Origin of the sequence: Clostridium sp. 1001275B_160808_H3, from assembly GCF_015550425.1 — a bacterium.
Taxonomy (GTDB): Bacteria; Bacillota; Clostridia; order Clostridiales; family Clostridiaceae; genus Clostridium.
The window spans coordinates 80,528-95,875 of record NZ_JADNAT010000012.1 but is presented as its reverse complement, the minus strand read 5'-3'; the positions used below and the strand labels follow the sequence as shown (position 1 = coordinate 95,875).

At 29.1% G+C, this 15,348-nt stretch carries 9 protein-coding genes; all 9 read left to right on the top strand.

The genetic code is table 11. The features are described 5' to 3' along the window. Positions 1-7: 7 nt before the first annotated feature. The 9 genes from I2A75_RS10595 (at position 8) to I2A75_RS10555 (ending at position 15,236) form a co-directional block, all read left to right on the top strand. Positions 8-1,276 (top strand): PDZ domain-containing protein, encoded by a 1,269-nt coding sequence (locus I2A75_RS10595; RefSeq protein ID WP_195264438.1) that lies wholly within the window; start codon positions 8-10, stop codon positions 1,274-1,276. A 101-nt stretch (positions 1,277-1,377) separates the two neighbouring features. Next, a complete protein-coding gene (gene uvrB / locus I2A75_RS10590) occupies positions 1,378-3,351 on the top strand; it encodes an excinuclease ABC subunit UvrB (RefSeq protein ID WP_195264437.1) in 1,974 nt (657 codons plus the stop codon). A 746-nt stretch (positions 3,352-4,097) separates the two neighbouring features. Next, positions 4,098-5,345 (top strand): MFS transporter, encoded by a 1,248-nt coding sequence (locus I2A75_RS10585; protein WP_195264436.1) that lies wholly within the window; start codon positions 4,098-4,100, stop codon positions 5,343-5,345. A 119-nt stretch (positions 5,346-5,464) separates the two neighbouring features. Next, on the top strand, positions 5,465-7,090 hold the full coding sequence (locus I2A75_RS10580) for an amidohydrolase (RefSeq protein ID WP_195264435.1): 1,626 nt from the start codon (positions 5,465-5,467) through the stop codon (positions 7,088-7,090). 164 nt (positions 7,091-7,254) lie between these two features. Beyond that, positions 7,255-8,151 (top strand): radical SAM protein, encoded by an 897-nt coding sequence (locus tag I2A75_RS10575; RefSeq protein WP_195264434.1) that lies wholly within the window; start codon positions 7,255-7,257, stop codon positions 8,149-8,151. Between the two features lie 342 nt (positions 8,152-8,493). Next, a complete protein-coding gene (gene uvrA, locus I2A75_RS10570) occupies positions 8,494-11,319 on the top strand; it encodes an excinuclease ABC subunit UvrA (protein WP_195264433.1) in 2,826 nt (941 codons plus the stop codon). Between the two features lie 76 nt (positions 11,320-11,395). After that, positions 11,396-11,848 carry an FHA domain-containing protein gene (locus I2A75_RS10565; RefSeq protein ID WP_195264432.1) on the top strand — a complete coding sequence of 151 codons (453 nt, stop codon included), beginning with the start codon at positions 11,396-11,398 and terminating at the stop codon, positions 11,846-11,848. A gap of 10 nt (positions 11,849-11,858) precedes the next feature. Beyond that, positions 11,859-13,094, top strand: coding sequence for an FtsW/RodA/SpoVE family cell cycle protein (locus I2A75_RS10560; RefSeq protein WP_195264431.1), 1,236 nt, complete (start codon positions 11,859-11,861; stop codon positions 13,092-13,094). Between the two features lie 144 nt (positions 13,095-13,238). After that, positions 13,239-15,236 carry a methyl-accepting chemotaxis protein gene (locus I2A75_RS10555; RefSeq protein ID WP_195264430.1) on the top strand — a complete coding sequence of 666 codons (1,998 nt, stop codon included), beginning with the start codon at positions 13,239-13,241 and terminating at the stop codon, positions 15,234-15,236. Positions 15,237-15,348: the final 112 nt, after the last annotated feature.

Sequence of the window (15,348 nt, the reverse complement as noted above, 5' to 3'; positions counted from 1 at the left end):
CTCACAGATGGAGTTAGTACTATATACATTAAGAACAGTAGCATATGCCATAATTGAGCCAATGCACATAGTGATGCTAGTAGTTTTAGGAGTAATGTTCTATTTAAAGAACAAAAGAATAACAATAATGCAGAAGATGACTATTGGGGAGAGTATTAACTCCCCTTTAGAACTTACTTTATCACAAATTTCTTTAGGGATAATAGGTGGGGCTATAGTAAGTCTAATTATGAGTAGTTTAGGAATAATATTTAATGAGAATTCTGGGATAGAAATAATGTTTATGATATCAATTTTATTACTATTTATAAAAAAGAGATTTATATGTTTTTCTTATTCTGGAGCAGTCTTAGGAATAATAAGTATTTTATCGGGAATTTTAGCTAATGTAACCAATACTGAATCATATATCAATGTAAACATATTATCACTTATGACATTCGTTGGAATTATGCATGTAGTTGAAGGATTATTAGTTATTTTTGATGGTAGTAGAGGTGCTATACCTGTCTTCTCTAATAGAGACGATAAAATAGTAGGTGGATTTGCATATAATAGATATTGGGCTTTACCAGTGGCTATATTTATAGCTTTTTCAGGAAGTATTTCAAGTGTTACAACATCAGCTGTGGATACTCCAAATTGGTGGCCGATAATAAATAGGGCAGAAACATTATTGATTTTAAGTACTGCTATAATAGGGGCAATACCGTTATATGGAGTTATAGGCTATAATTCTGTATCATTCACTAAAGATAAAATCAAAAAGCCTATTTATTCAGGAATTGGAATATTTATTTACGGAGTCTTATTAACTTTAATAGCACAAGTTTCACAGTTTGGGGTAATTGGACAAATTATTGTCATAGTATTTGCACCATTAGGTCATGAAATAATGATTAAAATTCAAAATAAAATTGAAGAGGCTGGAAAATATCTTTATGTAACAGATAATGATGGAGTTTCTGTATTAGAAGTAGCACCAACTTCACCTGCTTATGAGGCTGGTATAAGAAGAGGGGATAAAATAATAGAAATTAATAATATGAAGACAGTTTCAGAAGTAGAAATATTTAAAATAGTTAGAGATAGCATCCAAAATGTTTCGGTTAAAATTAGAAAAATTTCCGGGGAAATAGTCGATTTAACTATAATACCGAAGAATAAGAGGTTAGGATTGCTTCTTGTGCCGAAAATGGTTAAAGTAGATGATACATTGAGTGTAGATAATAATGATTTTAAAAAAGTATTAGAGCAAATGAAGAGAAAGCGATAAGCTTTCTTTTTATTTAATAAAAAGATTATTATTGATTGTATAAGGCAAATATAAAGGATAAAATATAAACATAATAAATAAAATTTATGGGGGTGAAAAAGATGCCAGAATTTAAGATTGAATCAAAATTTAAGCCAACTGGAGATCAGCCACAAGCTATAGAAAGTATAGTAAATTCAATAAAAAGGGGAGATAGAGGTCAGACTTTATTAGGGGTAACTGGATCAGGTAAAACATATACAATGGCTAATATAATACAAAGAGTTCAAAAGCCAACAATTATTCTAGCTCACAATAAAACATTAGCAGCTCAACTGTGTTCTGAATTTAAAGAATTTTTTCCTAATAATATTGTAGAATACTTTGTGTCATACTATGACTACTATCAACCCGAAGCTTATGTACCACAAACTGATACATTTATAGAAAAGGATGCATCTATAAATGATGAAATAGATAAGCTTCGACATTCAGCTACATCAGCTTTATTAGAAAGAAGAGATGTAATAATAGTTGCGTCTGTGTCCTGTATATATGGTTTAGGTAATCCAGAAGAATACAAAAAGCTAACTATTTCTTTAAGAACAGGAATGGAAAGAGATAGAGATGAGATAATGAGAAAGCTTATAGAGATACAATATGAAAGAAATGATATAGATTTTGCAAGAGGAAGCTTTAGAGTTAGAGGAGATTCCTTAGATATAATTCCTGCATCATCTTCTAACAAAGGAATTAGAGTAGAGTTTTTTGGAGATGAAATTGAAAGAATTAGGGAGTTTGATGTTTTAACTGGAAACATATTAGGAGAAAGAAATCATGTCTCAATTTCTCCGGCATCTCACTTTGCTACTTCTCCAGAAGTTTTAGAAAAAGCTATAAGTAGAATTGAAGATGAATTAGAAGATAGATTAAGAGAACTTAACAGTCAGGAAAAATTATTAGAAGCTCAAAGGTTAAGACAAAGAACTAATTATGATATAGAAATGATCAGAGAAATGGGATATTGTAGTGGAATAGAAAACTATTCAAGAATACTAGATGGTAGGGCTGCGGGAACTCCACCTCAGACACTACTTGATTATTTTCCTGATGATTATTTGATGTTTATAGATGAGAGTCATGTTACTTTACCACAATGTAGAGCTATGTATGCAGGTGATAGATCTAGGAAGGATACATTGGTTGAATATGGATTTAGATTGCCATGTGCATATGATAACAGACCATTAAAATTTACAGAATTTGAAGATAAAATGAATCAAGTGGTTTTTGTAAGTGCAACTCCAAGTCAATATGAAATAGATCATTCAACTAATATAGCAGAGCAAGTCATAAGACCGACAGGATTAATAGATCCAGTTATAGAGATAAGACCAGTGGAAGGTCAAATAGATGATTTATATGCGGAGATTAAGAGGACTACAGAAAAGGGATTTAGAACTCTTATAACAACTCTAACAAAAAGAATGGCAGAGGATTTAACTAAATATTTAAAAGATTTAGGTATAAAAACTACATACATGCATTCAGATATTGAAACAATAGAAAGAATGAAAATTATAAGAGATCTGAGACTTGGAGAATTTGATGTATTAGTTGGGATAAATCTTTTAAGAGAGGGATTAGATATTCCTGAAGTTGCATTAGTAGCAATATTAGATGCTGATAAAGAAGGTTTCTTACGTTCAGAAACTTCATTAATTCAAACGATAGGTAGAGCTGCAAGAAATTCTGAAAGTAAAGTAATAATGTATGCTGATAATATCACTAAATCAATGAATAAAGCCATAAAGGAAACAGAAAGAAGAAGAGAAATCCAAATGAAGTATAATGAGGAACATGGAATTATTCCTCAAACTATAATTAAAGATGTTAGAGAAGTTATTGAAGCTACAAAGATATCAGAAGATAAAGTTGAATATAAGTCTGAGGGTGATAAGAAGGTCTCAGAAAAGGATAAGAAGAAATTAATCAAGAAATATACTGAAGAAATGATGGAAGCAGCTAAGAACTTACAGTTTGAAAGAGCTGCAGAATTGCGTGACATAATTAATGATTTAAAAGGTAAAAAGTAAAAGTATTTATCATGTGAATTGTTAAATTTAGTAATAGAAGGATATAAATATTATACGACAGTGACTTGGAGCTAATCCAAGTCACTGTCGTATAATATTTTTATAGCCTTATTTTTATTGTTACTTGGAAGAATATATTGGATACTAGTTGATTTTTTTAGAATCACTTTTATCAAAAGAGTTATGATCTGTACTTTTTGCTATGCCAAGAACGGTACACATAGTCTTAATATCATGGTGTATTTTATTACAATATATATATTTTATTATTTAATCTAGTTTTTTTGTTACAAATTCTGCTAAGCTAATCCCAGCCTTAAATAAGTCTAATATCATATCTTTATATTCTTAATCAAATCTTCTGCCTTTATTCATAGTGGATATATCCTTTCTTAACTAATTATTATTTTACTTAGTTCTAATAATTGTGACCATTACTTTATACTAACATTAATAGGAAAAATAAGACCATTTTTATCGATAAAAATGGAGAAATTTACATATATGTTTTTACTTATATATAATATAAAAAAAGAGTATTTAACTAATTAGCATAATGTATGTATAATAATTATTGCTTAGCAAATGAGAGTTTTACTTATAAGTAGAAGATAAGATAAATAACAAAATTTTCATGTGAATTATATTAATTAATTTTGAGCAACCTAGGAATAACATAGTAATTATTTTATAGTATACAAATATGTTGCGACAAGAAAAAATTTGAAAGGTAAGGAAGGATAAAGATGACACAAAACAAAAAAAACTTAAATAATAAAAGATATTTTATTGTATTTATTTGCTTTTTAATTCAAGCAATACCATATTGTATATCACAAAACTTGCAAGCTCAAATGCAAGTTCCAGTATCAGAATCAGGAATTATTTCTGAAATAGGATTTACAATGCTATATTTCTCAGGAACAATACCGGTTTTATTTAACCCTTTATTAGCAAAACTATATGATAAGTTTAAAATTAAATATATTTATGTAGCAGGTTTAATTATTGCTGGTTTATCTTTTGCATCTTACGGACTTGCACAAAATGCATTTATGTTTAATGCAAGTGCATTCGTAACTCAAGTTGGTACATTATTATTTACTGGATTATCATTACCTATTATGATGAGTCATTGGTTCCCAGGTGAAGGTAGAGGTACTGCATTAGGAATAGCTTTAGCCGGAGGATCAATCGGTAACGTATTCCTACAACAAATTGTTGTTAAATTCCTTGGAAATTATGGTTGGCAAAAAACTTATATGATCTTAGGTGCACTACTTATGATCGTAGGTATTCCTTTAGCGCTATTATTTATAAGATACCCTAAAGAAAATGAAATTGTAAGAGAAGAAGCTTCTACTACTAATTCAAAAGCTAAGAGAGTAACTTATGAAGGTTTATCAGATGCAGAAAATATGAAAAATAAATATTTCTGGATGTTCTGTGTAGGTGCATTATTTATATGTTTTGCAGCAGTTACTTTAGCAACACAAGCTATACCAGTTTTAACTACTAAAGGATTCTCAGCTTCACAAGTAGCAATGGCTGGATCTGCATATGGAGTTGCTTGCTTAATTGGTAATGTTGGTGGAGGAAAATTATTTGATAAATTAGGTTCATTTAAGCCAATGATGATATCATGTGTAGGGGTATCACTAGGATTATTAGTAATAATTTTCATGCCAGAAGCTAGTGCATTAGGATACTTAGTACCTATATTCTCAGGATTAACAGTATTTACAATAACATCAGGTCCAGCATATATGCCTGCTGATGTATTTGGACATAGAGATGGTACACAAAAATTTGCTAAAGTAGGTATGTTCTATGCTTTAGGTAGTGCTGTATCACCATTATTATTCACAATAGCATCTACTAACTTAGGATTATCAACAGCATCTATAATATTCTTAGCTGTGGGATTAGTAGGATATGCTTTAAATGGATATGCTATTATCAAATCTAAACAAATGTTTAGTAATACAAAATAAATTAAATTTTATTTAATATATGTGTATATAAATTGATTAGTATAATAATATTTTGATTATGTTTTAGTAATAACTGAAAAGTAGTGCTTGTAGAAAAAAGAGGAAAAGAGGCAAATAGTATGGAAAAAATAATATATTACAATGGAACAATTTTAACTGTAAATGATGAAATGCCTACAGTAGAAGCTGTTTTAGTAGAAAATCGACAAGTTAAAAAGGTTGGAACTAAAAATGAAATATTATCATTAAAAGATGATAATACACAATTAGTAGATTTAGAGGGAAAAACTATGTTACCAGGATTTATTGATCCACATGGTCATATTGTTGCAATAGCTCAAACTTTAATGATAACTGATTTAAGTGGAGCAAAATCTAAAGAAGAATTTATTGAAATATTAAAGAAAAAGATGGCTGAAAATCCTCCAAAAGAAGGAGAATGGTTAATTGGATTTGGCTATGATAACACTAAATATGAAAATGAAGAGCATCCAACTAAATTCGATTTAGATAAAATAAGTACTACTACTCCGATATATATAAGCCATGCATCAGGACACATAGCAGTAGTTAACTCAAAGGCTTTAGAGGCTTTTGGATATGTTGGTGAAGATTACGAAGTACCAGAAGGTGGTATAGTTAGAACTGTTGAAGGAAGCAAGGACCCAAATGGTATTTTAGAAGAAAATGCTTGTTTAGATCCAGAAAAGAAAAAATGTATTCCAGCACCATCATTTGAAACTCTTATGAATTGTGTTAAAAAAGCACAAGAAATATATGCTTCATTTGGTATAACTACATGTCAAGATGCAAGTGTTGATGAAGGAATGAATCAATTATTACAAGGCGCTGCTCAAGCAGGTGCATTAATGCTTGATATAGTTGGCTTTGCAGTTCAACATACTACAATGAAGTTATTAAAGAATGAAGGTACTCCTAAGAGAAATTATGTAAATCATTATAAATTATTAGGAGGAAAAACTTGGTTAGATGGTTCACCACAAGGAAAAACTGCTTGGTTAACAAAACCATATTATGAAGTACCAGCAGGAAAAGATGCAGATTATTGTGGATATGGAACTCAAGAAGATGATGTAGTTATAGATTACTTTAAGACTTTAATTGACAACAACATACAAGTGAATGTTCACTGTAATGGTGATGCGGCATCAGATCAATTTATAAGATGCTATAGAAAAGCTTTAGAGTTATCAGGAAATACTACTGACTTAAGACCAGTAATGGTACATTGCCAAACAGTAAGAGAAGATCAATTAGATGAAATGAAAGAACTTGGAATACTTCCAACATTCTTCTTAGATCATATTTACTTCTGGGGAGATTATCACTATGAATCTGTTTTTGGACCTGAAAGAGCTAATAGAATTAGCCCTGCTAAATCAGCTTTAGACAGAGGAATGAATTTTACATTACATCAAGATCCACCAGTAAAAATGCCTAATCAAATGTTAGCAATACACAATGCAGTAAACAGAAAAACTCTAGGTGGTAGAGTCTTAGGAGAAGATTTAAGAATTCCTGTAATGGATGCTATAAAAGCTGTTACAATAAATGGAGCTTATCAATACTTCGAAGAAGACACTAAAGGTTCTATTGAGGAAGGAAAGGTTGCAGACTTTGTAATCTTAGATAGAAACCCATTAGAAGTTAATAAAGAAGAATTAAAAGATATAAAAATATTAGAAACAATAAAAGAAGGTAAAGTAATTTACAAAAATAAATAGATCTGTATATAATAAAAGAAGTTTAATCTATATTAGATGAAACTTCTTTTATTATTTTATAGTATAAGTAAATTGGATGTACTAGCCTTTTATAATTACAATAAGGGATTACATTTATTAATTTATATGGTAAAAAAGTTTGAAGGTATTTGGAGTGATAATTAGTGGAATTACTAGAAAATTGTAATTTATGTCCAAGAAATTGTGGAGCAAATAGGTTAAGTGATAAAAGAGGGTTTTGTGGAGCCGGAGATAAAATAAGAGTAGCAAGAGCTGCCCTTCATTATTGGGAAGAACCATGTATATCTGGAGATGTTGGTTCTGGAACTGTATTTTTTTCTTATTGCACACTAAAATGTGTCTTTTGTCAAAATTATAATATAAGTCAATGCGAATGGGGAAAGGAAATAACTGTAGATAGATTAGCAGGAATATTTATAGAGTTGCAAAACAAAGGTGCTTTAAACATAAATTTAGTTACGCCTACTCATTATGTTCCTCAAATTATTGAAGCTATTAGTATATCTAGAAAAAGTGGTCTAAAGCTTCCTATAATTTATAATAGTAGTGGATATGAAAAAGTTGAAACTATAAAATTATTAAAAGGATATATAGATGTGTACTTACCAGATATGAAATACTTTGATACAAAATATTCAATGAAATATTCTAAGGCTAAGGATTATTTTAAATATGCTAAGGAAGCAATTAATGAAATGGTAAAGCAAGTTGGAGAAGCTAAGTTTGATGAAAGAGGAATAATACAAAAAGGTGTAATAATAAGGCATCTTATGTTGCCAGGATTATTATTTGATTCAAAAAAAATAATAGAACATATTCATAACATGTATGGTAATAAAGTTTATATTAGTATTATGAATCAGTACACACCTCTTGAGCACGTAAAAGCTTACCCAGAGTTAAATAAACCATTAAATGAAAAACATTATGATGCAATGATAGATTATGCATTGAGTATTGGGGTAGAAAATGGATTTATACAAGAAGATGGAACGGACAAGGAAAGTTTTATTCCATTATTTAATTTTGAAGGAGTTTAGAAAAGGGCAAATGCACTTTTCTAATTTTTTTATATTAAATTTTTAAGAGGACTTTATATTTTTATAATTAAGAAGGCATTATTAATGAAAAAAGAAAGAATTAAAAGTGTGAAAAAATTTGATGATGTCTTATTAAGCAACCTTAAAAAAGATTACTTTAAAATATACCAATAGATTATTTGCATTAGTGAGCAGAATTAACAAAGCTTTTATAAATAATTTATTATATAATTGACAATAATTATAATAAAATTTAGAATATAATAAAGAACATTTGTTCGAGGTTAATTTTATAAAAGAAATGAAAAACTAATGTTATAAAATAAGAAGGGGCAAGTTAATATGAAAGATAAAATTATTATAAGAGGTGCAAAGGTACATAATTTAAAAAATGTATCATTGGAAATACCAAGAGATAAATTAATTGTATTTACTGGTCTATCAGGATCAGGGAAGTCTTCTTTAGCATTCGACACTTTATATGCAGAAGGACAAAGAAGATATGTAGAATCATTATCATCATATGCAAGACAATTTTTAGGACAGATGGATAAGCCTGATGTAGAGTATATAGAAGGTTTATCTCCAGCAATATCTATAGATCAAAAAACTACAAGTAAAAATCCACGATCAACGGTTGGAACTATAACTGAAATATATGATTATTTAAGGTTATTATATTCAAGAATAGGAAAACCGTATTGTCCAAAATGTAAAATTCCAATTGAGCAACAATCTGTTGATCAAATTGTGGATAGTGTAATGTCCATTGGGGATAGAACTAAAATTCAAGTTTTAGCTCCTATGATAAGAGGAAAAAAAGGACTTCATGAAAAGGTGCTAGATAACATTAAAAGAAGCGGATTTGTTAGAGCAAGAATTGATGGGTCTATATATGAATTAGCTGAAGAAGAAGTTACATTAGATAAGAATAAAAAGCATAATATAGAAGCTGTTGTTGATAGAGTAATTATTAAAGATGGTATAGAAGGAAGACTAGCTGATTCGATTGAAACTGCATTAAAATTAGCAGATGGTTTAGTAATTATAAATGTAATAGATGGAGAAGATCTATTATTTAGTGAAAATTTTGCCTGCCCAGAATGTGGAATGAGTATAGATGAACTAGCACCTAGATTGTTTTCATTCAACTCACCTTTTGGTAAATGTGATTACTGTGATGGCTTAGGAACTTTGATAGAATTGGATGAAGATTTAATAATTCCTAATAAAGACTTAAGTATATTAGAAGGTGCTATTGCTACCTGGGGAGAAGGTAGATTAAAAGAAGATTCTTGGACTTATGCAATATTAAAAGCATTAAGTGAAGAATATGATCTAGACTTAAGTAGACCAGTCAAGGAACTTAGCAGAAAAGAATTAGATTTATTACTATATGGTACTAACGGTAAGAAAATGAAAGTTATTTACACCAAAGATGGCGTTAAATCACAATATTCATATGCATATGATGGTGAAATAAATTCATTAAAAAGAAGATATAGAGAGACTAACTCTGATATTATAAAGACTGAAATTGAACAATATATGAGTAATAATAAATGCCCTAAGTGCAAAGGTGCAAGGTTAAAAAATGAAGCGCTAGCAGTTAGAGTTGGTGATAAAAATATTTATGAATTCACAACATTATCAATAAAAGAAGAGTTTGAATATATTAATTCTTTAGTTTTATCTGAAAAAGATGAAATAATAAGTGATCAAATAATTAAAGAAATTAAAAATAGACTTAAGTTTTTAATTGATGTAGGACTAGATTATTTAGACTTAGCAAGAAATTCTGGTACATTATCTGGTGGAGAAGCTCAAAGAATAAGACTTGCAACTCAAATAGGATCTGCACTTATGGGTGTGCTATATATTCTAGATGAACCAAGTATAGGACTACATCAAAGAGATAATGATAGATTGATAGGTACTTTAAAGAACTTAAGAGATATAGGAAATACTGTAATAGTAGTTGAACATGATGAGGATACTATAAAAGAAGCTGATTTTATAGTTGATATAGGACCAAGAGCTGGAGAGCATGGGGGAGAGATAATTGCAGCAGGTACTGTGGAAGATATAAAGAAGTGTAAAAACTCTATAACAGGTCAATACTTAATAGGAGAGAAGAAAATCGAAATTCCAAGTGAAAGAAGAACAGGAAATGGAAACTTTATAACTGTTAAAGGTGCTAAAGAAAATAATTTGAAAAATGTAAATGTAAAATTCCCTTTAGGAACACTAACTATGGTAACCGGGGTATCAGGTTCTGGAAAAAGTACGTTAGTTAATGAAATATTATATAAAGGATTAAATAGGTTAGTCAATAGAAGTAAAACTCCTGTAGGAAATCACAAGGAAATAATTGGATATGAAAGTATTGATAAAATAATAGATATAGATCAAAGTCCAATAGGAAGAACTCCAAGGTCAAATCCTGCTACTTACACAGGAGTTTTTGATATAATAAGAGAACTATTTGCATCAACTCCAGAAGCTAAAATGAGGGGATATAAACCAGGAAGATTTAGCTTTAATGTAAAGGGTGGTAGATGTGAAGCTTGTGCTGGAGATGGAATAATAAGAATAGAAATGCAATTTTTATCAGATGTATATGTTCCTTGTGAAGTATGTAAAGGAAAGAGATATAATAGAGAAACTTTAGAAGTTAAATATAAAGGAAAATCAATAGATGATATACTTAATATGACTGTTGAAGAGGCTTTGAAATTCTTCGAAAATCTTCCAAGAATAAAGAATAAGCTAGAAACTTTAAATGATGTTGGGCTTGGATATATAAGGCTTGGGCAACCTTCGACTCAATTATCAGGAGGAGAAGCTCAAAGAATAAAATTAGCATTTGAACTTTCAAAGAGAAGTACTGGTAAAACATTATATATTTTAGATGAACCAACAACAGGGCTTCATATAGATGATGTAAGTAAACTTGTTGAGATACTACAAAGGCTTGTTGAGGCAGGAAATACAGTTGTAGTTATAGAGCATAATTTGGACTTAATAAAGTGCGCAGATCATATAATAGATTTAGGTCCAGAAGGTGGAGATAAAGGTGGAACTATAGTTGCAACAGGGACTCCAGAAGAAGTGAGTGAAGTAAATAATTCATATACTGGGAAATATCTTAAAAAGATGTTAAGATAAGTTAAGTATACTTGTTATTTTTGACTAGAAGTTTTAATATATAATGGTAATAAAATACTGATTTTGAGGTGAAGAGATGGGTTTTTCAAAGCTAATGACATTAGTTTTTGGTGTAGCATTTATGATAATACTTTATTTTATAATTTATTATGCACTAAAAATAATGTACAAGGATGTAAAAGGCAGTGGAAGAAGAAAGCAACCTTCTGCTAAAAAGAATTATGGCATAGAAGTATTGAGCACAGGTGAGAACTCAAACCTAGAAGAAGGATCTATTTTATTGTTAAGAGGAACTATAACTATAGGTAGAAAAGAAGGAAATACAATAAAATTAGATGATCAATATGCTTCTGGAAATCATGCGAAAATCATAGTTAAAAATAATGAGATAGTAATAGAAGATTTAAATAGTACTAATGGCGTTTTTATAAATGATGAAAGAGTTAACGGATATTCAAAGATAAGAGCTAACGATCTTATAAGAATAGGTAGCGCTACATTTAAGGTTATAAGAGCAGAGAAGAACTAGAGGTGAGTTTATGAATAGTGCATTAAAGTTAGAAAAAAGAGTTCTGAAATTAATTTATTTACTATGCTTACTTCTGTTTACTAATTTAGCCTTACTAAAAAAACCATTTGATACTAAAGCATTAATTATAGGTATTATTTTGTGCATAATAATAGGATTTTCACACTATCTAGTGAGACGGTTTTATCCTGATGGGGATAAGTTTATGCTTATATTTTCAAGTATATTAGCTGTAGTTGGAATAGCAGTACTATATAGATTGGAACCTAGTTTTGCTATAAAACAATTAATATGGGCAGTACTTGGAATGATATCATATATAGTCATAGTTGTAGCATTACCAGATTTAAAAAGTTTTGCTAAGTATAAAAAAATATATATGATTATTACTTTAATATTTATGCCCATGGGATTGATATATGGGCTTATATTTAATGTAGAAACATATGGAGCTATGAATTGGGTTTATATAGGACCATTTGGATTCCAGCCATCTGAATTTGGGAAAATAGCACTAGTTTTATACTTAGCGTCTTCGCTTATGACATATGAAAGCAAAAATGTAATTAAAGAAGATTTTAAACAACTAATAGAGCCTGCTGTTGTTGTTATGTATTCATTAGTTTGCATGGTGCTTCAAACTGATTTAGGATCAACTTTAATATTTTTTGGTATATCTGTAACTATGCTATATATAGCAACTTCAAAGAAAAAATATGTTTTTACATGTTTAGGGCTTTCTGCAATAGGAGCAGTAGGAGCTTATGGAGTTTTTGGACACGTACAAAGAAGAGTGAAAATTTGGCTTGATCCATGGAAGTATGCAAGCAATGAAGGATATCAAATAGTTCAAGGTCTATATGCTATAGCATCAGGTGGATTATTTGGAGTAGGGTTAGGTAATGGATATCCTGACTTAATATTCGCAAGCGAGAGTGATTTCATATTTGCTGTCATTTGTGAAGAATTTGGAATGATATTTGCAGTAGGATTAATGATAATATATTTCTTATTGTTTTATAGAGGAATAAGAATAGCATTTTTAACTAATGATAAATTCAGCCAGTTAGCCGCTGTTGGATTTAGTACAATGATAGCTTGCCAAACTTTAGTTATAATAGGTGGAATATTTACTGTTATACCACTTACAGGTATAACTCTGCCACTGATAAGTTATGGCGGTAGTTCTATGTTGACAATGTTCTTTGCATTAGGTATATTGCAAAAAATATCAGAGGAGTATTAAAATATAGAAAAATATATAAAATTGGAATAAAATGTAGTATAGTATAATAAAAGGTAATGATGAGAATCATTACTTTTTTTGTTGTATAATTAGCTATTATAATTTCAAGAAAGAAGTATTTATGGATTTATGGGGGGGAGTATTTTGTCTAAAAAAAATAAAAAAATTACAGATGAAAGGAAAGCTAAAAAGAAGATTAAAGTTAAAAGTAGTAGAAAGTTGATGGCTGGTAATAAAAAAAGATTAACCATAACTCAAAAAATATTACTATTTCTTATTACAATTACTTTAATATCTAGTCTTTCATTGGCTATATATTCATCAGTAATATCCTATAAAAATGAAACAGGTAGGGTTAATGAGGTTTTAGATCAAACAAAGGGATTTGGGAAAAGTTTAACTAGTAAAACAATTGTTGATTTCGAGGATTTAATATATTCTTTAGAAAATGGGATAAAAGATAAGGATAGAGCAAGTAGTTTTATAGATTCATTTATGAAAAATAATTCAGCTGTAACCTCTATAGCTGTTAAAAATGAAAAGAATGAATTTATAACATATTCAGGAGGCTTAAGTAGAGCGTACATAGATGGATTAACCTTTGTTGAAGGTGGGTCAAGGGGAGTATCTTGGTCTAACTCTATAATATCAGGTGATAAAGGTTTTATTACTATTAAAGTTAATATAAATAATAAAGATTATTTTCTTCAGATTTCAACATCAATTTTTCAAGATCAAATTGATGTAATAAATATAGAAGGGATAGAAGTTAATTTAACCGATAGTTTTGGAACAATAATTGCAAGTAATAATAAAGAAAAAATAGGCACAAAAATTAATGATGAGCTTAGTAAAATAATTGATCAAGATAAAGAAGTAAATGAAGTTGCTATAGGTAATAATGAAAAAATATTTACTTATCATAAATTCACAAATGATTTTAAGTTAACAAGTGCATATGATAAGGGTATTTTAATGAAAAGCATTATTATAAATATAGTATCTACGTTAATACTAGCTATAGTATTTTCTGCTATTATAATAGGTATTGCTTCTATTATAATAAAAAAATATTTGAATGCTATAATTGATATAAATAATATGAGTAAGTCAATGGGGAAAAAAGATTTTACTCAAAGATCAAAGATAGATTTAGATGATGAAATTGGTGATGCTATAAAGGAATTAAATAATTCTTTTGATATTCTTACAAAAGTAATGAAGGATAATATTTCTTTATCAGAAGTTTTAACTAAGAACACTACAAAGATAGATGAATCATCTAATGAAATGTATGAAGCTTCTAAGCAAGTTGCTACATCTATTGAAAATATTTCGGTAGTAACACAACAACAGGCCAATAGTATGACTAACATATCCAATAATATCAGTGCTTTAGGAGATTCTATAAAAGAAGTGTCTAAAACTATTGATGTGTTAAATAATTTATATTCAGTATTAAGTACAAATGCGAAAAGTAATAATGAAGGAATGCAAGAGTTATTAGTAGACAATTCAGAACTTCAAAAGTCTATAGGGGATTTATCTAAAGACATATTAGATATATCAGTAAGTATGAGTAAAATAAATGATTTTGTAAATATAATAGATGACATAGCAAACAGTATTAATTTAATATCTATCAATGCATCTATAGAAGCTGTACATGCAGGAGAGTTTGGAAAAGGTTTTGCTGTAGTTGCAAAGGAAATTAACAATTTAGCAGAAAACTCTAAAGGGGCAACTGAGATAATAAAAATTACAACATCAGATATTCATAAAAAGATAAATAGAACGGTTGAAATATTGGAGAAGACGAGAAATGTTTCTATAAAAGAAAGTAATAGTGTGAAAAATACTGTTGATTCATTAAAAGTTATAAGTGATGAGATTATGGTTATGAGGAGTGCTATAGAGTCTATAATAAATTCTAATAGTATCGTAACATCTAAAAAAGAGGAGATATTATATATAGTGGAGAGTAGCGCAGCTTCGATGGAAGAAATTGCAGCTACAACAGAAGAAATTACAGCAATAACAGAAGAGCAATTTGGCTCAACAGAAAAAATATCAAATATGGCTACAAAGCTAAAAGAATTAGCAAAAAAGATGGAAGAAAGTATTGGAGAATTTAAAGTATAATTAAAACTTTTGATGTATAATATAAAAGGAGTATTGCAATATTTACAATACTCCTTTACCTATTACTTAATATGATATATATTTTTGATTTTACAGTTTAAATATATAATTT